The sequence below is a fragment of the Rhodococcus maanshanensis NBRC 100610 genome (genome assembly GCF_001894865.1).
GTDB classification, from domain to species: Bacteria; Actinomycetota; Actinomycetes; order Mycobacteriales; family Mycobacteriaceae; genus Rhodococcus_G; species Rhodococcus_G maanshanensis.
The window spans coordinates 111,422-130,661 of record NZ_BCXA01000016.1 but is presented as its reverse complement, the minus strand read 5'-3'; the positions used below and the strand labels follow the sequence as shown (position 1 = coordinate 130,661).

22 protein-coding genes are annotated in these 19,240 nt (G+C 70.2%); 16 read left to right on the top strand and 6 right to left on the bottom strand.

All coding sequences use genetic code 11. The annotated features are described in order from the left end of the window. Positions 1 to 64 precede the first annotated feature (64 nt). Positions 65 to 526, bottom strand: coding sequence for an Asp23/Gls24 family envelope stress response protein (locus RM1_RS08950; protein WP_072750968.1), 462 nt, complete (start codon positions 524 to 526; stop codon positions 65 to 67). Positions 527 to 625: 99 nt separating this feature from the next. On the opposite strand from RM1_RS08950, the gene RM1_RS08945 reads away from it, so the two are divergent. From RM1_RS08945 to RM1_RS08920, 6 genes are all read left to right on the top strand, one after another. Further along, complete coding sequence (locus RM1_RS08945) at positions 626 to 1,174, top strand: Rv1363c family protein (protein WP_072750967.1); 549 nt, start codon at positions 626 to 628, stop codon at positions 1,172 to 1,174. After that, on the top strand, positions 1,171 to 1,659 hold the full coding sequence (locus RM1_RS08940) for an Rv1363c family protein (protein WP_083576613.1): 489 nt from the start codon (positions 1,171 to 1,173) through the stop codon (positions 1,657 to 1,659). Before RM1_RS08945 ends, RM1_RS08940 begins: the two co-directional genes overlap by 4 nt. Positions 1,660 to 1,714: 55 nt before the next feature. Beyond that, positions 1,715 to 2,416: an SDR family NAD(P)-dependent oxidoreductase gene (locus RM1_RS08935; RefSeq protein WP_072750998.1), complete on the top strand. Its 702-nt coding sequence runs from the start codon at positions 1,715 to 1,717 to the stop codon at positions 2,414 to 2,416. A 157-nt stretch (positions 2,417 to 2,573) separates the two neighbouring features. Next, on the top strand, positions 2,574 to 3,773 hold the full coding sequence (locus RM1_RS08930; RefSeq protein ID WP_037176045.1) for an NAD(P)/FAD-dependent oxidoreductase: 1,200 nt from the start codon (positions 2,574 to 2,576) through the stop codon (positions 3,771 to 3,773). A gap of 9 nt (positions 3,774 to 3,782) precedes the next feature. Next, positions 3,783 to 4,220: a Zn-ribbon domain-containing OB-fold protein gene (locus tag RM1_RS08925; RefSeq protein ID WP_072750966.1), complete on the top strand. Its 438-nt coding sequence runs from the start codon at positions 3,783 to 3,785 to the stop codon at positions 4,218 to 4,220. Beyond that, complete coding sequence (locus tag RM1_RS08920; protein WP_083576612.1) at positions 4,217 to 5,320, top strand: thiolase C-terminal domain-containing protein; 1,104 nt, start codon at positions 4,217 to 4,219, stop codon at positions 5,318 to 5,320. Before RM1_RS08925 ends, RM1_RS08920 begins: the two co-directional genes overlap by 4 nt. A gap of 14 nt (positions 5,321 to 5,334) precedes the next feature. Here RM1_RS08920 and RM1_RS08915 read toward each other — a convergent pair whose 3' ends face one another. Then, positions 5,335 to 6,192: an alpha/beta fold hydrolase gene (locus tag RM1_RS08915; protein ID WP_072750964.1), complete on the bottom strand. Its 858-nt coding sequence runs from the start codon at positions 6,190 to 6,192 to the stop codon at positions 5,335 to 5,337. A 100-nt stretch (positions 6,193 to 6,292) separates the two neighbouring features. Between RM1_RS08915 and RM1_RS08910 the strand changes: the two genes are divergently transcribed. The 3 genes from RM1_RS08910 to RM1_RS08900 are packed head-to-tail and all read left to right on the top strand — an operon-like array spanning position 6,293 to position 8,447. Continuing rightward, complete coding sequence (locus tag RM1_RS08910; protein ID WP_072750963.1) at positions 6,293 to 6,772, top strand: MarR family winged helix-turn-helix transcriptional regulator; 480 nt, start codon at positions 6,293 to 6,295, stop codon at positions 6,770 to 6,772. A 33-nt stretch (positions 6,773 to 6,805) separates the two neighbouring features. Next, positions 6,806 to 7,636, top strand: a complete 831-nt coding sequence (locus tag RM1_RS08905; protein WP_072750962.1) for an SDR family NAD(P)-dependent oxidoreductase — start codon at positions 6,806 to 6,808, stop codon at positions 7,634 to 7,636. 58 nt (positions 7,637 to 7,694) lie between these two features. Further along, the gene (locus RM1_RS08900) at positions 7,695 to 8,447 is read left to right on the top strand and encodes a glutamate racemase (protein ID WP_072750961.1); all 753 of its coding nucleotides are present in this window, start codon (positions 7,695 to 7,697) and stop codon (positions 8,445 to 8,447) included. Positions 8,448 to 8,465: 18 nt separating this feature from the next. Here RM1_RS08900 and RM1_RS08895 read toward each other — a convergent pair whose 3' ends face one another. Beyond that, positions 8,466 to 9,089 carry a TetR/AcrR family transcriptional regulator gene (locus tag RM1_RS08895; RefSeq protein WP_072750960.1) on the bottom strand — a complete coding sequence of 208 codons (624 nt, stop codon included), beginning with the start codon at positions 9,087 to 9,089 and terminating at the stop codon, positions 8,466 to 8,468. Positions 9,090 to 9,222: 133 nt separating this feature from the next. Next, the gene (locus RM1_RS08890; RefSeq protein WP_027500601.1) at positions 9,223 to 9,594 is read right to left on the bottom strand and encodes an SPW repeat protein; all 372 of its coding nucleotides are present in this window, start codon (positions 9,592 to 9,594) and stop codon (positions 9,223 to 9,225) included. A gap of 121 nt (positions 9,595 to 9,715) precedes the next feature. Here RM1_RS08890 and RM1_RS08885 point away from each other — a divergent pair, with 121 nt between their 5' ends. Continuing rightward, positions 9,716 to 10,453, top strand: coding sequence for a DNA alkylation repair protein (locus RM1_RS08885; protein WP_072750959.1), 738 nt, complete (start codon positions 9,716 to 9,718; stop codon positions 10,451 to 10,453). A gap of 51 nt (positions 10,454 to 10,504) precedes the next feature. Here the strand turns inward: RM1_RS08885 and RM1_RS08880 are convergent, their stop codons facing one another. Continuing rightward, positions 10,505 to 11,560, bottom strand: coding sequence for a ferredoxin--NADP reductase (locus tag RM1_RS08880; protein ID WP_027500599.1), 1,056 nt, complete (start codon positions 11,558 to 11,560; stop codon positions 10,505 to 10,507). 168 nt (positions 11,561 to 11,728) lie between these two features. Continuing rightward, entirely contained in the window at positions 11,729 to 12,349 is a 621-nt protein-coding gene (gene mftR, locus RM1_RS08875) for a mycofactocin system transcriptional regulator MftR (protein WP_245816161.1), read from the bottom strand. Positions 12,350 to 12,459: 110 nt separating this feature from the next. Between mftR and mftA the strand changes: the two genes are divergently transcribed. Genes mftA through RM1_RS08845 form a run of 6 tightly spaced genes read left to right on the top strand, consistent with a single transcriptional unit; the run spans position 12,460 to position 19,234 of the window. After that, positions 12,460 to 12,558 (top strand): mycofactocin precursor MftA, encoded by a 99-nt coding sequence (mftA, locus tag RM1_RS08870; protein WP_072750957.1) that lies wholly within the window; start codon positions 12,460 to 12,462, stop codon positions 12,556 to 12,558. Further along, on the top strand, positions 12,543 to 12,833 hold the full coding sequence (mftB, locus tag RM1_RS08865) for a mycofactocin biosynthesis chaperone MftB (RefSeq protein ID WP_072750956.1): 291 nt from the start codon (positions 12,543 to 12,545) through the stop codon (positions 12,831 to 12,833). The genes mftA and mftB overlap by 16 nt, the downstream gene beginning before the upstream one ends. A 41-nt stretch (positions 12,834 to 12,874) precedes the next feature. Beyond that, positions 12,875 to 14,092, top strand: a complete 1,218-nt coding sequence (gene mftC / locus RM1_RS08860; protein ID WP_072750955.1) for a mycofactocin radical SAM maturase — start codon at positions 12,875 to 12,877, stop codon at positions 14,090 to 14,092. Positions 14,093 to 14,127: 35 nt separating this feature from the next. Then, positions 14,128 to 15,303 (top strand): pre-mycofactocin synthase MftD, encoded by a 1,176-nt coding sequence (gene mftD / locus RM1_RS08855; protein ID WP_027500595.1) that lies wholly within the window; start codon positions 14,128 to 14,130, stop codon positions 15,301 to 15,303. A 23-nt stretch (positions 15,304 to 15,326) separates the two neighbouring features. Next, a complete protein-coding gene (locus RM1_RS08850; protein ID WP_072750954.1) occupies positions 15,327 to 17,285 on the top strand; it encodes a mycofactocin system FadH/OYE family oxidoreductase 1 in 1,959 nt (652 codons plus the stop codon). Then, positions 17,282 to 19,234, top strand: a complete 1,953-nt coding sequence (locus RM1_RS08845) for a mycofactocin system FadH/OYE family oxidoreductase 2 (protein WP_072750953.1) — start codon at positions 17,282 to 17,284, stop codon at positions 19,232 to 19,234. Before RM1_RS08850 ends, RM1_RS08845 begins: the two co-directional genes overlap by 4 nt. Positions 19,235 to 19,240 lie beyond the last annotated feature (6 nt).

Here is a 19,240-nt window from a genome sequence, read left to right as displayed (position 1 = left end):
TCCGGGGAGCTCCGCGGGCTCCGCTCCTGCGCTGCCGGGGAGCTCCGCGGGCTCCGCTCCTGTGTCACTGGACTCTCGGTCTGCCGTCGGTCTCGCCCGGCTGCTCGTTCTCGTCGAACAGGACGACGTCGTAGACGGTGATGTTGACCTCGGTGACCTCGAGCCCGGTCATCCGCTCCACGGCCGCGATCACGTTGCGCCTGATGCCGGCAGCCAGCTCGTGCAGCGCGACGCCGTACTCGGCGACGATGCCGATGTCGATGGCGGCCTGTTTCTCGCCCACCTCGACGGCGACGCCCTGACCGTGGTTGACGCGCGCCCCCGGTATCCGGTCGCGCAGCGCCCCGACGACGCGGGCGGTGCCGCCGCCGACATCGAACACCCCGCTGATCTCCCGGGTGGCGATACCGGCGATCTTCGCCACGACCGCGTCGGCGATGATCGTGCGCCCCTGCGAGCTCACCAGTTCGGTGGTGGAGGTGCCGTATTGCACTGGGGCGATGCCCCTGTTCGGATCGGTGGTCACGCACTCAACTCTAGTGAGTTGTTGGCGCGCCGCGACGCCCGTGCGTCGATTCACCTAACGTGGAGCAGTCCACGCATCGTCGACGAAGGATGTAACCCGATGGCACGAGACCCGGGCACGCCGGACCCCGCGGGGGTCACGTCGCCCGCCGCCGCGGCCGGATCCCGCCCGAGGCGAGCGCTCGCCGCGGGAACGGCGCTGCTCGCCGTGGTCGCGGTGCTCCTGGCGACCGCGTGCGGAGTCATGCTCTGGCAACACCGTTCGGCTACGGAGCTGCAGTCCCAACGGGAGACCTTTCTGCGGGTCGCCAGGGAGGGCGCGCTGAACCTGACCACCATCGACCACAACGACGCCGAGGCCGCCGTGCAGCGGGTGCTGGACGGCGCGACGGGTGAGTTCTACGACGATTTCGAGCGACGCTCGCAGGGTTTCATCACGGTGGTGCGGGACGCCAAGGTGACCACGGTCGGTGAGTCCGCCGTCGCCGGTATCGAAACGGAAGCAGGCGATTCCGCCACGGTTCTGGTCCAGGTCTCCTCGCGGGTCAGCAACGGAACCGGGGCAAAGGACCAGCAGCGGGTCCAGCGGCTCCGGGTGACCGTCGATGGGGAACGGTCGAAGATCTCGAGGGTGGAGTACCTGGCGTGAGTGCGCAGCGAAGGCTGATGGTCGGACTGACCGCAGGGGTCCTGGTGCTGGCGGCGCTGGCCGGGTTCCTGTACTTCGCCGAGTACCGGCCGGACCAACGGGTGGACGATCGGGCAAGGGCCGAGGCCCAGCAGGCCGCCGCCGACGGTGCGAAGGCGCTGCTGACCTACACGCCGGAGACCGTTTTCACGGACATGGCCGCCGCGCGCGAGCTGCTGACCGGGGAGTTCAAGGACTATCACGATCGGCTCGCGCAGCGGGTGATCGTGCCTGCGGCGACGGACAAGAAGATCACCGCGACGGCCACGGTCACCGCGACCGGGCTGACCTCTATGACCGACGACAGCGCGGAGGTGCTGGTGTTCCTCGACCAGTCGACGACGACAGCGGAGCAGCAGGCGCCGGTCGACACACGCGTCGGCGCCGAAGTGGGGCTGCGGAAGGTGGACGGTCGCTGGCTGATCTCCGAGTTCGACGCGAGGTGATCGGAGCCGCGCGCGAGACTCCAAGCCCGACAACAACTCTGGAAGGATGCGGATCATGACCGAATCAGGACGGAGCGTGCTCCTGACCGGCGGCACCGGTGGGCTCGGAGTCGCGGTGACCGGGAGGCTGCTCGCCGACGGGTGGCGTGTGGTGGTTCCGTGGATCGCGGAGAAGGAGGTCGAGCGTCTGGACCCGCACCCGAGCCTCGTCCTCAGTCGCGCCGATCTGTTCGACCCGGCGAGTGTCGCGGAGGTGGCCGCTCTGGCTGGAGGCGACGAGCGGGCGCCGCTGCGCGCGGTGGTGAACCTGGTCGGCGGCTTTGCCAGTGGCGCGCGGGTCCACGAGAGTCCGATCGAGGACTTCGAGTCCATGCTGCGGCTGAACCTGCGCCCGCTCTACCTGTGCACCCAGGCGGCGCTGCCGTTCCTGATCGACGCGGGCGGCGGGTCGGTGGTCGCGATGTCCACCAAGGCGGCCTTTGCGCCGTTCTCGGGCGCATCGGGCTATGTCACGTCGAAGGCCGCGGTCTGGGCGTTCATCAGCGCCCTGGCCGTCGAGTACCGCGACGAGGGTATCCGGGCGAACGCGGTACTGCCCTCGGTGATCGACACCCCAGGCAACCGGGCGAGCCAACCCGGGTCGAGCCGCAAGGGCTGGGTCGCACCCGAGGCGATCGCCGAGGTGATCGCATTTCTGTGCGGCGATTCCTCGGCCGCTGTGACCGGCGCGCAGGTCCCGGTTCCCGGGGTCGGCTGACCGTCATCGCGTCGGCCGTGTGGTCCGGCGCGATCTCGAGGGTGTGGCATTCCTCGGCCCCTTAGGGCACGCTATCTAGAACACGTGTCAGTTTGGTATGAAGTGTGCGTGGCCCACGTGGGCGCACAACGATCCATCGGGTGAGAGGTTGAGCGGGATGAGCGTTGGACGGGTCGTCGTCGTCGGTGCCGGGCTGGCCGGTCTGCGGACCGCCGAGGAACTGCGGCGGGCGGGCTTCGACGGTGAACTGACGCTGATCGGCGCGGAACCGCACCTGCCCTACGACCGGCCCCCGCTGTCCAAGGAGGTCGTCCGAGGTGAGCAGGACGACGTCACCCTCAAGCCGGCCGAGTTCTTCGAGGAGCAGCGCATCGACCTGCGGCTCGGCGTCGCGGCGACCGGCGTGGACACCGGCGCCCGCGCGGTGACCCTCGCCGACGGATCGACCGTCGACTACGACCACCTGGTGGTCGCCACCGGGCTCGTCCCGCGCCGGATCCCCGGTCTGGCCGAGCTGGGCGGCGTGCACGTGCTGCGCTCGTTCGAGGACGCGATGACGTTGCGTTCCGAGCTCGCCCCCGACCGCACCGCCCTCATCGTCGGGGCCGGGTTCATCGGGTGTGAACTCGCCGCGAGCATGCGCGCCCGCGGTATGAACGTCATCCTGATCGAGCCCCAGCCCACCCCGCTGGCCTCCGTGCTCGGTGAGCGGATCGGCGGCCTCGTGGCCCGCCTGCACCGCGAGGAGGGGGTCGACCTGCGCACCGGGGTCGGCCTCACCGCCCTGCTCGGGGAGGGCCGGGTCACCGGCGCGGTGCTCTCCGACGGCACCGAGGTCGCGGCCGACCTCGTGGTCATCGGTATCGGGTCCGTCCCGGTCACCGAGCTCCTGGACGGGTCGGGCGTGCAGGTCGCCGAGCCGCGCGCGGGCGGCGGCGTGCTCGCCGACGAATGCGGCCGGACCAGTGATCCGAACGTGTGGGCGGTCGGTGACGTCGCCGCCTGGCGCCATGCCGACGGCCATCGGCGGGTCGAGCACTGGACCAACGCGGGCGACCAGGCCAAGGCGCTTGCGCTGGCGTTGATCGGTGCCGACGCCCCCGCGGGCCCCGGCCAGGTCCCGTACTTCTGGAGCGACCAGTACAACGTCAAGATCCAGGCGCTCGGCGAGCCGTCCGCAACGGACACCGTGCACCTGATCCGCGACGACGGCCGCAAGTTCCTCGCGTACTACGAGCGCGACGGCATTCTCGTCGCCGTGGTCGGTGGCGGTCTCGCTGGAGCGGTGATGAAGACCAGGGCGAAGATCGCGAGCGGCGTGCCGATCACCGAGGTGCTCGAGGCCGCGGGCGTCTAACGTGAATGCATGGTCCATGACCAGCGGGCACTGCCTGAGCTGACGGATCTGACCGCCGCGCACTGGACGTCGGGCGCGTCCGGGCGATTGTCGGTGCGGCGGTGTGTGCACTGCCTGCGTTGGTCGTTCCCGCCGTCGCGGTGCTGCAGGCACTGCTGGTCTGCCGACTTCACCGTCGAGCCGGTCACGGGAAAGGGCGTGCTGCTCACCTGGACCGAGGTCCGTGACCCGGGTGCGCAGGAGCGGAGCCCCTACCTCGTCGCCGTGGTCGAGCTCGAGGAGGGGATCCGGCTGCTGCTGGGCCTCACCGGAACCGAGCCGGGCGCGCTGCGCGTCGACATGCCCATCCGGTTGTACTTCGAGCATCTCGGCGGCGACATCTGGTTGCCGTTCGCCGAGATCGAAGAGCTGGAGCTGCCGGAGGATCGGCTGGAGGCCGTGTCGTGATCACCCACGGGGCCGTGGTCAGCGGGATCGGACGGGTGCCGCGCGGACCAGATCCCGCCGATGTTCGTGTTGCCGCACTGGCCGCGCGTGGGGCGCTGGCCGATGCGGGCCTGACCGGCGGCGCGGTCGACGGCCTCGTCACCTGCGGGCTGCCGGACGTGGTCGACGTCGCAGACGCCCTCGGGCTCGAACTTGCATGGCGCACAGCGGAATCAGATCGGCTAGGCGTACTCGCTGCGGTCTCGGCCGCGGTGGCGGCGGTGATCTCCGGCCTGGCCACCCACGTGCTGTGTGTCGAGGCGAGTGAGCCGCCGTCGCCCGCGCGAGCCGCCGCGCGGCGTTTCTCCGGCCGGCCGTCGGTGTCCGGGTGGGCGCAGTGGCACGCACCCTACGGGGCCGGAACGGAGCTGGTGACGACCGCACTCGCCGCGCGCAGCTACATCGAGGCGTTCGGGCTGACCCGGGTCGAGTTGGCCCAGATCGCACTGACCGCGGGCCGAAACGGCGGACGGGGCATCGGGCTTCGGGAGTATCTCGACGCCCCGATGCTGGCCGACCCGCTCTGCGCGCACGACTGCGCGCTCCCCGCGGGAGGGGCGACGGCCGTGCTGATCAGCCCGGGTGACACGGCGGAGGATCTGCCAGGACCCGCGGTCACGGTCGAGGCCGTCGCGGCGGCGCGAAGCGCGAGCCCGCTATGGGAACAGCGCGCCGACCTGACGGGGATGGCGATTCACGATGCGGGTGAAAGGCTCTGGGAAGGTACCGAACTCGTCCCCGAGAATGTGGACGTCGCGCTGTTCGAGGACGAGTTCAGCTTTCTGGCACTGATGTGGCTGGAGGCGCTCGGGTTCTGTGCGCCGGGGACGGCGGGCGCGTTCGTCGCCGGGGGTCAGCGGATCTCGCGGGCGGGCGCGCTACCGCTCAACCCACACGGCGGCCAGTTGGGGCTGGGGCGATCGGCCGCACTCGAGCTGGTCGCCGAGGCGGTGTCCCAGCTGCGCGGAGCGTCGAGTGCCCAGCTCGACGGCCCGCCCGAGGTGGCCGTCGTCGGCATCGGCGGCGCGACCGCCGCCGGCTGCATGCTGTTGGTGCGCTGACCCGGGAAGAGTTGCTAGGAAAGGAATTCCGCGAGGATCCTGGTCAACTGACCCGGTTCGTTGCCGGGCAGGGTGTGGTGACTGCTGTCCGGCAATACCTCGACCCGGACGTCCGAGAGGGTTCCGTGTGCCGCCGTGCCCACCCGGTCGGTATCGATCGCACGCGAGTCCTTGGCGAGCGCGACAAGGGTCGGGACACGCAGCTCGCCGAGCGCGGCCGCGGACGGGCGCTTCGGTAGCACGACTCGCGGCCGAGGGGACCCCGCGACACCGAGCGCGTAGACGGTCAGCCAGTCCGGGTCGACCGCCCGACCGCGGGTTTCCCACTCGATGAAACGCCGGGCCCGGCTCTCGTTGGGGCGCAGCAACATCGGGAGCGCCCGCAGCACATAGCCTGCCCGGAGTCCGGAGAAGCAGTTCGACGGGTCGAGCAGGGCGAGCCGGTTCACCCGGTCCGGGTGGCTCAGCGCGTACGAGAGTGCGATCCACGCACCGTAGGAGTGCCCGATCAGCGTGGCCCGCGGCACGCCGAGTTCGGCGCGTACGGCGTCGAGCCACGTCATCAGGTCTGCCGGGGTGCGCGGCCGCCGGTAGCCGGGCACGCTGCGTCCGACGTCCCCGATCAGATCCGGGGCGTACACCCGGTGCGTGCTGCCGAGTGTGGTCGCGACCGCGGACCAGGCGGTCGAGGTGGCGCCCCCGCCGTGGAGCAGGAGAACAGGTGGTGCGCCGGTCGGCCCGCAGGCGTGCACGCGGGTGACGCCGAACTCGGAGGTGGTCTCCAGGGCCGTCACGCCGTCCCATCGGGCGAGAACTGCGTCGTAGGCGGCGTCGAACCGGCCTTTCGTGCGGATCTGCGTGTCGTCGTCCATGTACCGCCCCCGGATTCTCTCGGCCTTAGATAATCTCGATGATAGAGATAATTGTTCATCGAGAGATACGAATCGAGGAGTAGATCGTGGGAGCAGCGCAGTGAGCGCGACCGACGACCCCGGCGCGGCATTGCGGCTCGTGCACGAGGTGCGCAGGCTGACGGTCGAGCTGGACCGTTTCGGTGCCGCGTTCGCGAGCCGCAACGGCCTGCACGCGACCGACCTCTGCGCGCTCATCGCGCTGCTCGACGCCGACCGGGCCGGGATCGCCGCGACGCCGGGCTGGCTGGGCGGGCAGTTGGACCTGGGCTCGGCGGCGACCACCGCCCTGCTCGACCGGCTGGAACGGGCGGGCCACATCGGGAGGACGCCGGACCCCGGGGACCGCCGCCGGGTGCTGCTGCGGGTGCAGGAACAGGCGAAGTATCTGGGCTGGTCGTTCTTCGGACCGCTGATCGGGCGCATGATCGCTTCGATCGGAGAGTTCGACGAGGCCGAACTGGCCGCGGTGACCAGATTTCTCGGGGCGATGAACGAGGCGGTCGGCTCCGCGGCAGGCGGCGCCGACGGGAGCCGTTGACATCCGGTCCGTGGCCGGAGAAGGCTCGGGTTCATGGAACGGCTGCGAGGCCGCGTCGCCCTGGTGACCGGGGCGACCGGTGGGCTCGGTCCCGTCATCGCCCGCGCGCTCGCGCGCGAGGGGATGGATGTGGTGATCACCGGCAGGCGGGTCGATGCCCTCGACGAAACCGCGACGGCCCTGCGGGCGATCGGGGTGCGGGCGGACTCGGTACCGGCCGACCTCACCGATCTCGATGCGACCGGGGCCCTGATCGAGCGCGCCGAGCGGTCCTTCGGCCCGATCGACGTTCTGGTCAACAATGCAGGCGTCGAGAACGTCGCGGCGTTCACCGCGCTCACTCCCGAGGAGCTGACGGGGATGGTCGACGTCAACCTCTCGGCGCCGATGTTGCTCACCAGGCACGTGCTGCCCGGCATGCTGGCGCGCGGGCGCGGCCACGTCGTGTTCATCAGCTCGATGGCAGGCAAGTTCGGGCTCGCGTACTGCGAGCCCTACGCCGCGACCAAGGCGGCCCTGATCGGGCTCACCCAGGCGCTACGAGCCGAGTACGGGCAGTCCCCGGTCGGCTTCTCGGTGGTGTGTCCTGGCTTCATCGGTGGTGACGGCATGTACCAGCGGATGGTCGAACGCGGCTTCCGGTCCAATCGGGTGATCGGCGAGACCACGACAGTGAAGGTGGCGGACAAGGTGGTGAAGGCGATCCGGCGCGACCTGCCCGAGGTCATCGAGAGCGGAGCGCCGGTCCGCCCGTTGCTGTCCGTCGGTGCGCTTGCCCCCCGTTTCGCGGAGCGGATGGTCGCATGGACCGGTGCCAACGCGATGTTCCGGCGCCTGAGCGAGGAGCGTGGCAGGGCCGGGTGACGCGGGTTCGGTGGGATCGGCGCACGGCCCTGCCCCGGCGTCGGGATAGATTTGTCGGGTGATTGTTGCGCTCATCGACTCCGGCCTCGGTCTGCTGCCGACGTCGGCCTGGTTGCGGCGTCTGCGCCCCGAACTGGACCTGCTGCTCTCACTCGACCCGGACGGTGCGCACTGGGGGCCCAAGCCCGAGGAGTGGGTCATCGACCGTGTGGTCGGGGCGGCGGAGCACGCGGTGGATCTGGGTGCCGAGGTCGTCGTGCTGCCCTGCAACACCGCCAGCGTGACCGCGCTCGACCATGTCCGGGCCCGACTGGGCGACGAGATTCCGGTGATCGGGACCGTTCCCGCGATCAAGCCAGCGGCCGCGGCCAGCCGCTCGGTCGCGATCTGGGCCACCGCGGCCACCACCGCCAGCAGATACCAGGCCGATCTGATCGAGCGGTTCGCCAATGGCACCGCCGTGGTCGGGGTGGCGTGTCACGGGCTGGCCGAGGCGATCGACCTCGGCGACACCGACCGGGCGAAGCAGGCGATCGCGGACGCCGTGGCGCGCACCCCGGCCGACTGTGACGGGGTGGTCCTCGGCTGCACGCACTACCCGCTGATGGCCGGGGAGATCGCGGACCAGTTGCCTGCCGGGGTCACCCTCTTCGACAGCGCGGAGGCGGTCGCCGCCCAGACGCTCCGGCGCATCGACGCGCTCGGCCGCGACGCGAGTGGGAGCGGCTCGGTGACGGTGCTGCTCAGTGGCAGGCCGGGGGAGTTGCCCGCAGGCGCGGCGGCGTTCGAGGCGGGCCGCCTGCTCGGCTAGCTCGCGGCACGCGCACGGCTATGCACCGGCCGCGCCGAGCTGTTCGAGGCCCGCGGCCACAACGCGGGCGACGCCGCCCAGGTCCTCGCGGTGCTCGCGGGTGCCGTCGAGATCGCGGAGTCGGTCGATGCTGGCGACGGAGAACATCGCGGCCACCCAGGTGGTCGCGCAGGAATCGAGCACCCGCGCGGACACCGCCACCGGCGAGCTCGCGCGCAGGACCTCGACGGTCGCATCGTGGAGGTACGTGCGAAATCGCCGCAGGTGCGCGCGCACGGCGGGGTGCGTCTCCGCCTCGCGCCAGATGATCACCCGCATCACCGAGGAGTGGTGGTCCCTGAGGTTGAGCGCGGCCTCGAGGTTGACCAGGGTGGACTCCGGTTCGCCGGTGACCACCAGGCCGGCGACGTCGGCCAGCGGTTCCGCGGGCAGTCGCTCGGCGATGAGCGTGGTCAGGATCGCCGACTTGGTCGGGAAGTAGTAGAAGACCAGGCCCTTCGGCACGCCCGCCTGTTTCGCGATGGCCGCCGTCGAGGTCGCGTCGAAACCCGACTCGGCGATGAGCTCCTCGGCGGCGTCGAGGATCAATTCCCTCGCGTCACCATCCACGCTGGCGGTCCGGCGCTGGCGCGGACCTGGCATTCGGTTGCCTCCACACGTGTTTCGTCAGGCGCGATCGGCCGACGCGCCTGGGCTTCGGGCCGGATGGAGCGAGGCGGTCGGCCATCGCCCCGGTCCGGGACTGTTGTTGATTCTGTCAGGGATCGACTGTCCGTCAGTGATGCGTCGCCAATCCACCACCGTGTCCGATGTGCAGCCTCGAGCCCTCCGGCATCGCGGCCATCGCCGTGAGCACCGTCAGTACTCCGCCGATCCATGAGGTCCAGGCGGCACCAGCCATGTCGGCGAAGCCCATCACCCACGGAGAGAGGAACATCAGCACGCCGAGAACACCCATCGCCCACGGGAGCGCCGGCATCTCTGCCGACATCATGTGCGCCAACCCGGCGACCGCCACCAGTGCACCCAGCACGATCATCGACCACATCGCGGCGTCGTTCGTGTCCATCCACAGCGGGGACAGAGCCACGACCACGCCGATCACCACGGCGGCCCAATCCTGCCACCGAGCCATTGCTGCCTTCATTTCCTGCCTCCTCGACGAGGGAACCCCGCTACCTCAGGTATAACCCTGATTGACCGGCCGATCAATAGCTGGCGCCGTCGGTTCGGATTCGTTCCGCCCGGCCTTCTGGCAAGGTCGGGGCATGGACGATGCAGCGGCGGTGACCAGGGCGTTGGCGCAGGTGGCGAACCCGGACGACGCCGTCGAACTACAGCGGTTCTTCAAGACCGGCCCGGGGGAGTACGGCGAGGGTGACGTCTTCATCGGGGTGCGGGTGCCCGCCACCCGGCAGGTGGCGAAGCGATTCGTCGACCTGCCGCTGGCCGAGGTCGACGCCTTGCTCGACAGCGGGGTGCACGAGCACCGCATGGCGGCTCTGGTGATCCTGAACGGCCGGTTCACGCGGGCCTCAGGGACGCGGAAGCGCGACGAGGCCGAGCGCGAACGGATCGCCGATTTCTATCTGGCCGCCGTGCTCCGGGGCCGGGTGAACAACTGGGACCTGGTCGACACCTCTGCGGTGATCGTGCTCGGCGGCTGGTTGTTCGACCGGCCACGAGACCTGGTCCACGAACTCGGTGCGGACCCCGACCTGTGGCGTCGCCGGGTGGCACTACTGACCACGTTCGGCTTCATCCGCCGGGGCGACGCGACGACCACGCTGGAGTTGGCGCCCCGCCTGCTCGAGGACCGGCGCGACCTCACCCAGAAGGCGCTCGGCTGGATGCTGCGCGAAGTGGGCAAACGGGTGGACCGGGAGCTGCTCATCGGGTTCCTCGACGAACACGCCGCCGGGATGGGCGCCACGGCGCTCAGCTACGCCACCGAGCACCTGGATGCGGACGTCCGCGCGCGGTACCGGCGGCTACGCCGCCCGTGAGCGCCCGACGAGTGTGGGGACTCGGTAACCGCGCACGGGCGGCAACGGCGCCTAGAACTCGATCTTGAGGTGGTCGGTGATCGGGCGCGCCTGGCAGCCGAGGATGTAGCCGGCGGCGATGTCCTCGGGGTCGAGGATCTCGCTGTTCCCCATCTCGACCTTGCCCTCGAGCACGGTGCAGGCGCAGGAGCCGCACTCGCCCTCCTGGCAGGAGTACGGCACGTCGAGACCCTTGGACAGCATGATGTCGACGAGGGTCTGCTTGCGCGGCCAGCTCATCGTGTGGGTCTCGCCGTCGAGCTGCACCTCGACGGTGGCGGCGTCGGCGGCCTCCTCCTCGGTGACCTCTTCGAGCTCGACGTCCTGGAACGGGTCACCAGCCAGCGAGTTGAACACCTCGGCGTGCACCGAGGTGCGCGGGACGCCTGCCTCGGCGAGCGCCTTGTGGACCGTGTCCATGAACGGGCCGGGGCCACACATGAAGGACTCGAAGCCGCCGAACGGCTTGGCGAGCGTGGCGAACTGGTCGGGCGTGGGCAGGCCCTGCAGGGACTCGAGCCAGTGCACGACGGTCAGGCGGGTCGGGTACTGGGCCGCGAGGCCGCGCAGCTCGTCGGCGAAGATGACCGACTTCTCGTCGCGGTTGGCGTATACGAGCACCACCTTGCCGGTGCCCTCGGTGAGTGCGGACTTGAGGATCGAGATCACCGGGGTGATCCCACTGCCCGCGCCCCAGAGCAGGAAGTCGTGGTCGAGCGACTTGGGGGTGAACACGCCGGACGGGGGCAGCACCTCGATGGTGTCGCCGGCCTTGACGTTGTCGCAGAGCCAGTTGGAGCCGTATCCGTCCACGGTCCGCTTCACGGTGACCTTCGGCTCGGAGTCGCTGAACGGCGAGCTGGCGAGGGAGTAGCAGCGGGCCACGGAACCGGTCTGATCGCTGGGAATGCGCAGGGTGAGGAACTGGCCGGGCTTGTAGTCGAACTTGCCGCGATGCTCGTCAGGGACGGTGAAGACCAGCGACCGGGCGTCGGAGGTCTCCTCGACGACCCCGGAGACAGTGAGGACAACCGACCTGGAGCTGTGCGGCATGTCAACGGTGGTCATCGCGGCGGATCCTCTCGGGGGTGAATCTGGAACGTGTTCTAGTTTTCAAATGTAGCAGGAAAACATGCAACCAGGTGGATCGTAAATTGCAGAGTGGCGATCCCGATAATCGGGATGGGGCAGCTCAGGGATGGTCGGCCGAGCCACCCCGAGGCGCGATCGGGCTGGTCAGTCGCGTTCGGTCGCGGAGGCGCCGAGCCCGTGCGAGAGAACCTCGCTCCCGGCGCGGAGCAGGTCCGGCAGTTCGAGGGAGTCGTCGGTCAGCCATTGCTCATAGGCGGAGAGGGCGATGCCGAGGACCATCCAGCCGATCGTGCGCGGCAGGTGGTCGCTGGGTCGGCAGCCCATCCGGTCCGCCACGTAGTCGGCGATCACGCCGCGCCAGCCGTCGTACATCACCATCGAATACGCCTGCAGCGCGGGAGCTTGCAGGATGATCTCCATCCGCTTGCGATGCAGCGCTGCCACGTCGGGCGGGAAGCTGTTGAACTCGAGCAGTGCCGAGGCGAGCCCCTCGGCCAGCGGGATCTCGCGGGGGAGTTCGGCGAGCTGCTCGCGCATGTTCGCCAGATGGAGGTCGAAGTCGCCCCACGGCACCGCGTTCTTGGACGGGAAGTAGCGGAAGAAGGTACGCCTGGCGATCCCGGCGGCCTCCGCGATCTGATCGACGCTGGTCTCCTCGAAACCGTGCTCGGCAAACAGTTCGATGCCGATATTGCTGATCCGATCGCGCGTCGTCGACGGTCGACGACCAATGCGACCTGCGGGTTTGCTGCCGGCCTGCGTCAATTTCCCCTCCGGACCTTTCATTGTGCACTCGATGCCATTAGTGTGGTGAGCCGAGTCACAGCGAACCGATCGCGGTGACTGACGCCAACCCTGACACAGGAGGTATGTAGATGTCTGAGCATCGCGAAAGCGTCGTTGCCGGAACCGAGCTCGTCGAGGAGGCCCTGGTGGAAGAGGTCTCGATCGACGGCATGTGCGGCGTGTACTGACCGTGGATCTCGACACCGGGTGGAAGCTTCACCCGCAGGTGGCGCTGCGCCCCGAACCTTTCGGGGCGTTGCTCTACCACTTTGGGACCAGGAAGCTCTCGTTCCTGAAGAACCGCACCATCGTCGAGATCGTGCGGGCCCTGCCCGACCATCCCGACGCCAGGACCGCCATCCGTGCTGCGGGCATCGACGAGGCGCAGGTGGACACCTACGCCCGTGCGCTCGCCACGCTGGCCGATTCGAAGATGATCGTGCCCGGCGCGTCCGCGGCCTGAGCTCGCCTGATCCGCAACCCCACACCCCGAGGACACAGCCCATGACCTCCATGCTCGATCGCCCCGCGCCCGCCCCGGTCGGCCGGCTCGTCGAACAGTTCGAACTCGGACTCGACGCGCCCATCTGCCTCACCTGGGAGCTCACCTACGCCTGCAACCTCTCCTGCGTGCACTGCCTGTCGTCCTCCGGCAGGCGCGATCCGCGCGAGCTGAGCACCGAGCAGTGCAAGTCCATCATCGACGAGCTGCAGCGGATGCAGGTGTTCTACGTGAACATCGGCGGCGGCGAGCCCACCGTCCGGTCCGATTTCTGGGAGCTCGTGGACTACGCCACCGAGCACCAGGTCGGCGTCAAGTTCTCCACGAACGGTGTGAAGATCGACAAGAAGGTCGCCGCCCGGCTTGCCGCCAGCGACTACGTCGATGTGCAGATCTCCATCGACGGCGCGACCGCGGAGGTCAACGACGCGGTGCGCGGCCCCGGGTCCTTCGCGATGGCGGTCCGTGCCCTCGAGAATCTGGCCGAGGCCGGATTCAAGGACGCCAAGATCTCGGTCGTCGTCACCCGCCACAACGTCGGCCAGCTCGACGAGTTCAAGGCGCTCGCCGACAAGTACGGCGCGACGCTGCGGATCACCCGGCTCCGTCCGTCCGGCCGTGGCGCCGACGTCTGGGACGAGCTGCACCCGACCCAGCCGCAGCAGCGCGAGCTGTACAACTGGCTCGTCGCGAACGGCGAAGGTGTCCTGACCGGCGACTCGTTCTTCCACCTGTCCGCCTACGGTGACGCGCTCCCCGGCCTGAACCTGTGTGGCGCGGGACGGGTGGTGTGCCTGATCGACCCCGTCGGCGACGTGTACGCCTGCCCGTTCGCGATCCACGAGCAGTTCCTCGCGGGAAACATCGTGGCCGACGGCGGTTTCCAGCACGTGTGGCAGCACTCCGACCTGTTCGCCGAGCTGCGTTCCCCGCAGACCGGCGGCGCGTGCAGCAAGTGCGACCACTACGACTCCTGCCGCGGCGGCTGCATGGCGGCCAAGTTCTTCACCGGCCTGCCGATGGACGGCCCTGACCCCGAGTGCGTGCAGGGTTACGGCGAGACCGCGCTCGCGGGCACCCGCGGCGAGATCCCGAAGTCGAGCGTCGACCACTCCCGCACCGGGAACCGCCGCACCCCGCGGGCACCCGTCCCGCTGCAGCTGATGGTGCGCCCGCCCGCCAAGGTCTGCGACGAGAACCCGCTCGCGGGAATGAATTAACGAGACTTGTTCACCTCAGTAGAAAAGGTTCAGTGATGGCCAAGAATGCCTGGTTCGAAACCGTTGCGGAGGCGCAGCGGCGGGCCAAGAAGCGGCTGCCGAAGTCGGTGTACGGCGCGTTGATCGCCGGTTCGGAGCAGGGCCTGACCCTCGACGACAACACCTCGGCCTTCGGTGAGCTCGGATTCGCCCCGCACGTCGCGGGGCTGTCGGACAAGCGGGATCTGTCGACCACCGTGATGGGACAGCCGATCTCGATGCCCGTGCTGATCTCGCCGACCGGCGTGCAGGCCGTGCACCCCGACGGCGAGGTGGCGGTCGCAAGGGCCGCAGCCGCCCGCGGCGTCGCGATGGGGCTGAGTTCGTTCGCCAGCAAGTCGATCGAAGAGGTGACGGCGGCCAACCCGCAGACCTTCTTCCAGATGTACTGGGTCGGCAGCAGGGAGGTGCTCCTGCAGCGCATGGAGCGGGCGCGCGCGGCAGGGGCGACCGGGCTGATCATGACCCTGGACTGGTCCTTCTCGCACGGCCGCGACTGGGGCAGCCCGGCGATCCCGGAGAAGATGGACCTCAAGGCCATGGTCCGGTTCGCGCCGGAGGCCATCACCCGGCCGAAGTGGTTGTGGGAGTTCGCGAAGACCGGCCGCGTGCCGGACCTGACCACCCCGAACCTGGCCGCGCCCGGCGAGCAGGCACCGACCTTCTTCGGCGCGTACGGCGAGTGGATGGGCACGCCGCTGCCGTCCTGGGAGGACGTCGCATGGCTGCGTGAGCAGTGGGGCGGCCCGTTCATGCTCAAGGGCGTCATGCGGGTCGACGACGCCAAGCGCGCGGTCGACGCGGGCGTCACCGCGATCTCGGTGTCGAACCACGGCGGCAACAACCTCGACGGCACGCCCGCACCGATCCGGGCGCTGCCCGCGATCGCGGAGGCGGTGGGAAGCGACATCGAGGTGCTGCTCGACGGCGGCATCCGGCGCGGCAGCGACGTCGTCAAGGCGGTCGCCCTCGGTGCCCGCGCGGTGATGATCGGCCGGGGTTACCTGTGGGGCCTTTCGGCCAACGGCCAGGCGGGCGTCGAGAACGTGCTCGACATCCTCCGCGGTGGAATCGATTCGGCGCTACTGGGTCTCGGGCACTCGTCCGTGCAGGACCTGACCGCTGCGGACATCGTGATCCCGCCGGGATTCGCCCGCCCCCTCGGCCTCTGAGCCAGGTATAGGCGTCGCAGGTCGTGACGCTGCGGCTGACCGAAGGACTCACCCTGGCCGGGCGTACCGCCCGGTCCAGGGTGCTGTTCGGACCCCACGAGACGAACCTGGGCAGCGACCGTTCCCTGTCCGGGCGCCACGTCGCGTACTACGAGCGACGCGCCCGCGGTGGCGCGGGCATCATCGTCACCGAGGTCGCCTCCGTACACGCCGACGACTGGCCGTACGAGCGGGCGCCGCTGGCCGCGGACTGCGGTCCTGGCTGGCGGGACGTCGCCGCCGCGTGCAGGCCGCACGGAACGCTGGTGCTGGCCGGACTCGGCCACACCGGGCTTCAGGGCTCGAGCGCGAACTCGCAGTCGGCACTGTGGGGGCCCTCGCGCGTCGCGGACGTCGTCACCCGTGAGCTGCCCATGGAGATGGAACGGGTCGAGATCGACTCGCTGATAGCGGGATTCCGGTCTGCCGCGGCCTCGGCCAGGGATGCCGGGATGGACGGGGTCGAACTCGACGCGGGCCCGCGGGCGCTGCTGCGGCAGTTCCACTCGGGGTTGACCAACCTGCGCGGCGACGGGTACGGCGTCGACCGGCTCCGGCTCACCCGCGAGGTGATCGAGGCCGTCCGCGGCGAGCTCGGTCCCGACCGGGTGCTGTCGCTGCGACTGAGTTGCGACGAGCTCGCGCCGTGGGCGGGGATCACCCCCGAGATCGCCGCGCGGCACGCCCGCGAGTTGGCGGATTCGATCGACCTGCTGGTCGTCGTCCGCGGCGGTCCGATGTCGGTGGAGGCGTACCGGCCGGACGCACACACGGCGCCGGTGTTCAACGTGAAACTGTGTGCGTCGATCCGCGCGGCGGTGGCGGGTGCGGTGCCGGTCGTGCTGCAGGGCAGCGTGATCGAGGCCGATCAGGCGGAGCGCGCGCTCGCGGACGGTGCCGCCGATGCGGTGGAGATGACCCGCGCGCAGATCGCCGAGCCGGACCTGGTGGTCAAGGCGCGGCGCGGCGGCGGGTCCCTGCGGCCGGCCGATGCCGCACCGCGGCCGTGCCTGCTCTGCAACCAGACCTGTCAGGTTCGCGACCCGCGCAATCCGATCATCACCTGCGTCGGGAATCCGTCGGCGGGACACGAGAGCATCGACCCCGACGAGGGGTTGCCTGCCGAGGACCCGGGTCACGTCCTGGTCGTCGGCGGCGGGCCCGCAGGATTGGAAGCCGCGCGGGTGCTGGCGATGCGCGGTCACCGGGTCACCCTCGCCGAGCGCGGTCCCCGGCTCGGCGGCATGCTGCGGGTGGCCGCGGTCGGCGGCGGCCGCGCCTCGCTCGCGACGCTGGTGGACTGGCTGGAGTCCGAATGTCGCCGGCTCGGCGTCCATGTCGAGGCCGGTCGGGCGATCACGGCCGAGGAGATCGATGCGGCGAGGTCCGCAGGCCGCGCGGTGATCCTGGCGACAGGAAGCGTGCCGAACCCGTGGCGAGGTGACCGCAACGCGAGCGTCGAGATCGTGAGCCCGCAGGAGGTGCTGGCAGGAAAGCCGTTGCGGGAGGGCCCGATCCTGGTGTTCGACCCGGTGGGGGATCAGGTCGCCGTCGCGGTCGCCGAATGGCTCGCCGCCGGTGGCCGCGAGGTGTCCATCGCGACACCGGACCAGGTCGTCGGCGTTCAGCTGGGCCGAACCGGCGACCTCTCCGCCGCCAATGCCCGGCTGCAGCGGGCAGGCGTCTCGCGCCACCTGAGCGTGACCGTTCGCTCGATCGACGCGTACGGCGTCCTGTTGGAGAACGTCTACACCGGCGAGCGGCGGGTGCACGCCGCGGCCACGCTGATCGACTGCACGCACCGGGTTCCGGACGAGATGCTGTTCCGGCAGCGGCCCGCGTCGGTCCGCGTCGGGGACTGCCTGGCGCCGCGAACCGCAGCCGAAGCGATCCGGGAGGGCCGGGCGGCGGCGGTGGCGGCCGTCCGGGACGTGCGGCCATGACCTACCGCCACCTGCTGACCCCGTTGGCACTGGGTCGGCTGACGCTGCGGAACCGGGTGGTGTTCTCGGCGCACCTGACCAACAGTGCCCGCGGCGGCCTGCCAACCGAACAGCACGTCGCGTACTACGAGGCGCGCGCCAGGGGCGGCGCGGGCCTGATCATCACCGAGGAACACAGCACGCACCCGTCGGACTGGCCGTACGAGAAGCTGATCCAGGGGTACCGCCCCGAGGTGGTCCCGCACTATCGGAAGATCACCGACGCCGTGCACGCCCACGGGGCGGTGATCTTGGCCCAGCTCAATCACAACGGCGGACAGGGCTCCGGGATGTACTCGCGGCGGCCGGTTCTCGCGCCGAGTCCGGTGGCCGATCCGCTGTTCCGCGAGGTGCCGAAGGCGGTCGACGCGGCCGAGATCGAGGAGCTCGTAGCGGGTTTCGCGGCCACCGCCGAGCACTGCAGGCGCGGCGGGTTCGACGGTGTCGAGATCCAGTGCTCACAGGCATCGATCGTGCGGGCGTTCCTCTCACCCGACGCCAACCGGCGCACGGATCGGTACGGGGGCGCGCTGGCGAATCGCGCCCGGTTCCTGCTCGAGATCGTGGCGTCGGTGCGCGCGGCGCTCGGGCCAGAGCCGGTGCTTGGCGTGCGGTTGACCGGCGAGGAGCTGATCGAGAACGGTATCCACCTCGACGAGGCGGTCGAGGTCGCCGCGATGGTGGAGGCCGGCGGACACGTCGACTACATCAACACCTCGATCGGCATGGCGACGCAGACCCTGCACCTGATCGAGGGTTCCATGGCGGTTCCGCGCGGGTATGCCCTGTTCATCCCGAACGCGATCCGCGGGCGGGTGACGCTGCCGGTGATCGGCGTCGGCCGGTTCACGGACCCGGAGCATGCGGATCTCGCGATCGAGGAGGGCCATTGCGACCTGATCGGGGTCGTGCGCGGACAGATCGCGGACCCCGATTTCGCCGCCAAGGCCGCGGCGGGCAGGCCCGGCGACATCAGGACCTGTCTGTCCTGCAATCAGGAGTGCATCGGCCGGGTCGGCCTGGGCCGCTGGCTCGGATGCGTCGAGAATCCCATGGCCGGACGGGAATCGGTTCTGTTGCCGATGCCGCGACGGCTCGGTCTGCGGGTCTGCGTCGTCGGCGGCGGACCGGCCGGGCTGCAGGCCGCGGCCACGGCGGCGCAGCGTGGTCACCGGGTGACGCTGTTCGAGAGGGACGCGCGCATCGGCGGCCAGGTCCGAGCCGCGGCGGCTGCGGCAGGCCGGGCCGAGTTCGGCGACCTGGTGCGGAATCTCGAGGCGGAATGCGCTCGGTACGGCGTCGAGGTCAGGACCGGCGTCGACGTGGACGCGGACCTGCTGCGGTCACTGGCGCCCGACGCGGTGATCGTCGCGACCGGGGCCCGGCCGCAGCGGCCGCGATGGGCAGGGGAGTCGGCGCGGGTGGTGGACGTGCGGGACGTGCTCGAGGGCCGGGCCGATCCCGGTGGCCGCGTGCTCGTGATCGACGAGCTGGGCTTCCACCAGGCGACGTCGGTCGCCGAATCGCTCGCCGAACGTGGCTGTGCGGTGACCGTCGCGACCAACGGCATGATCGTCGGCCAGGACCTGGGCCTCACGCTGGACATGGAGGGCTGGCAGAGCAGGGCGCACCTCAGGGGCATCGCGCAGCTCACGGACCTGGTGCCGATGGGGGTCGTCGCGGCGGCTGGGTCGGCGGTTCGGGTCGCGCTGCTGCACCATCCGACCGGGGTGACCTCAGAGCCGGAGTTCGACTGGGTGGTGTGTGCGGTGCACCAGCAGCCCGAGGACCGCCTCTGGAAGCAACTGTCCGACAGCGAGTTCGAGGTCCATCGGATCGGCGACGCGCTGACACCTCGGCGCGCGGACGCGGCGGTGCGGGAGGGGCATCGGGTGGCCGTGGCGCTCTGAGGCGCG

What these genes read in the sequence shown, in the direction of transcription:
- RM1_RS08885 (WP_072750959.1), top strand. Translation starts at nt 9,716, where the DNA reads ATGGACGATGCAGCGGCGGTGACCAGGGCGTTGGCGCAGGTGGCGAAC.
- RM1_RS08945 (WP_072750967.1), top strand. Translation starts at nt 626, where the DNA reads ATGGCACGAGACCCGGGCACGCCGGACCCCGCGGGGGTCACGTCGCCC.
- RM1_RS08930 (WP_037176045.1), top strand. Translation starts at nt 2,574, where the DNA reads ATGAGCGTTGGACGGGTCGTCGTCGTCGGTGCCGGGCTGGCCGGTCTG.
- RM1_RS08905 (WP_072750962.1), top strand. Translation starts at nt 6,806, where the DNA reads ATGGAACGGCTGCGAGGCCGCGTCGCCCTGGTGACCGGGGCGACCGGT.
- RM1_RS08890 (WP_027500601.1), bottom strand. Translation starts at nt 9,594, where the DNA reads ATGAAGGCAGCAATGGCTCGGTGGCAGGATTGGGCCGCCGTGGTGATC.
- RM1_RS08895 (WP_072750960.1), bottom strand. Translation starts at nt 9,089, where the DNA reads ATGCCAGGTCCGCGCCAGCGCCGGACCGCCAGCGTGGATGGTGACGCG.
- RM1_RS08935 (WP_072750998.1), top strand. Translation starts at nt 1,715, where the DNA reads ATGACCGAATCAGGACGGAGCGTGCTCCTGACCGGCGGCACCGGTGGG.
- RM1_RS08880 (WP_027500599.1), bottom strand. Translation starts at nt 11,560, where the DNA reads ATGACCACCGTTGACATGCCGCACAGCTCCAGGTCGGTTGTCCTCACT.
- RM1_RS08845 (WP_072750953.1), top strand. Translation starts at nt 17,282, where the DNA reads ATGACCTACCGCCACCTGCTGACCCCGTTGGCACTGGGTCGGCTGACG.
- mftC (WP_072750955.1), top strand. Translation starts at nt 12,875, where the DNA reads ATGACCTCCATGCTCGATCGCCCCGCGCCCGCCCCGGTCGGCCGGCTC.
- mftA (WP_072750957.1), top strand. Translation starts at nt 12,460, where the DNA reads ATGTCTGAGCATCGCGAAAGCGTCGTTGCCGGAACCGAGCTCGTCGAG.
- mftD (WP_027500595.1), top strand. Translation starts at nt 14,128, where the DNA reads ATGGCCAAGAATGCCTGGTTCGAAACCGTTGCGGAGGCGCAGCGGCGG.
- RM1_RS08915 (WP_072750964.1), bottom strand. Translation starts at nt 6,192, where the DNA reads ATGGACGACGACACGCAGATCCGCACGAAAGGCCGGTTCGACGCCGCC.
- RM1_RS08925 (WP_072750966.1), top strand. Translation starts at nt 3,783, where the DNA reads ATGGTCCATGACCAGCGGGCACTGCCTGAGCTGACGGATCTGACCGCC.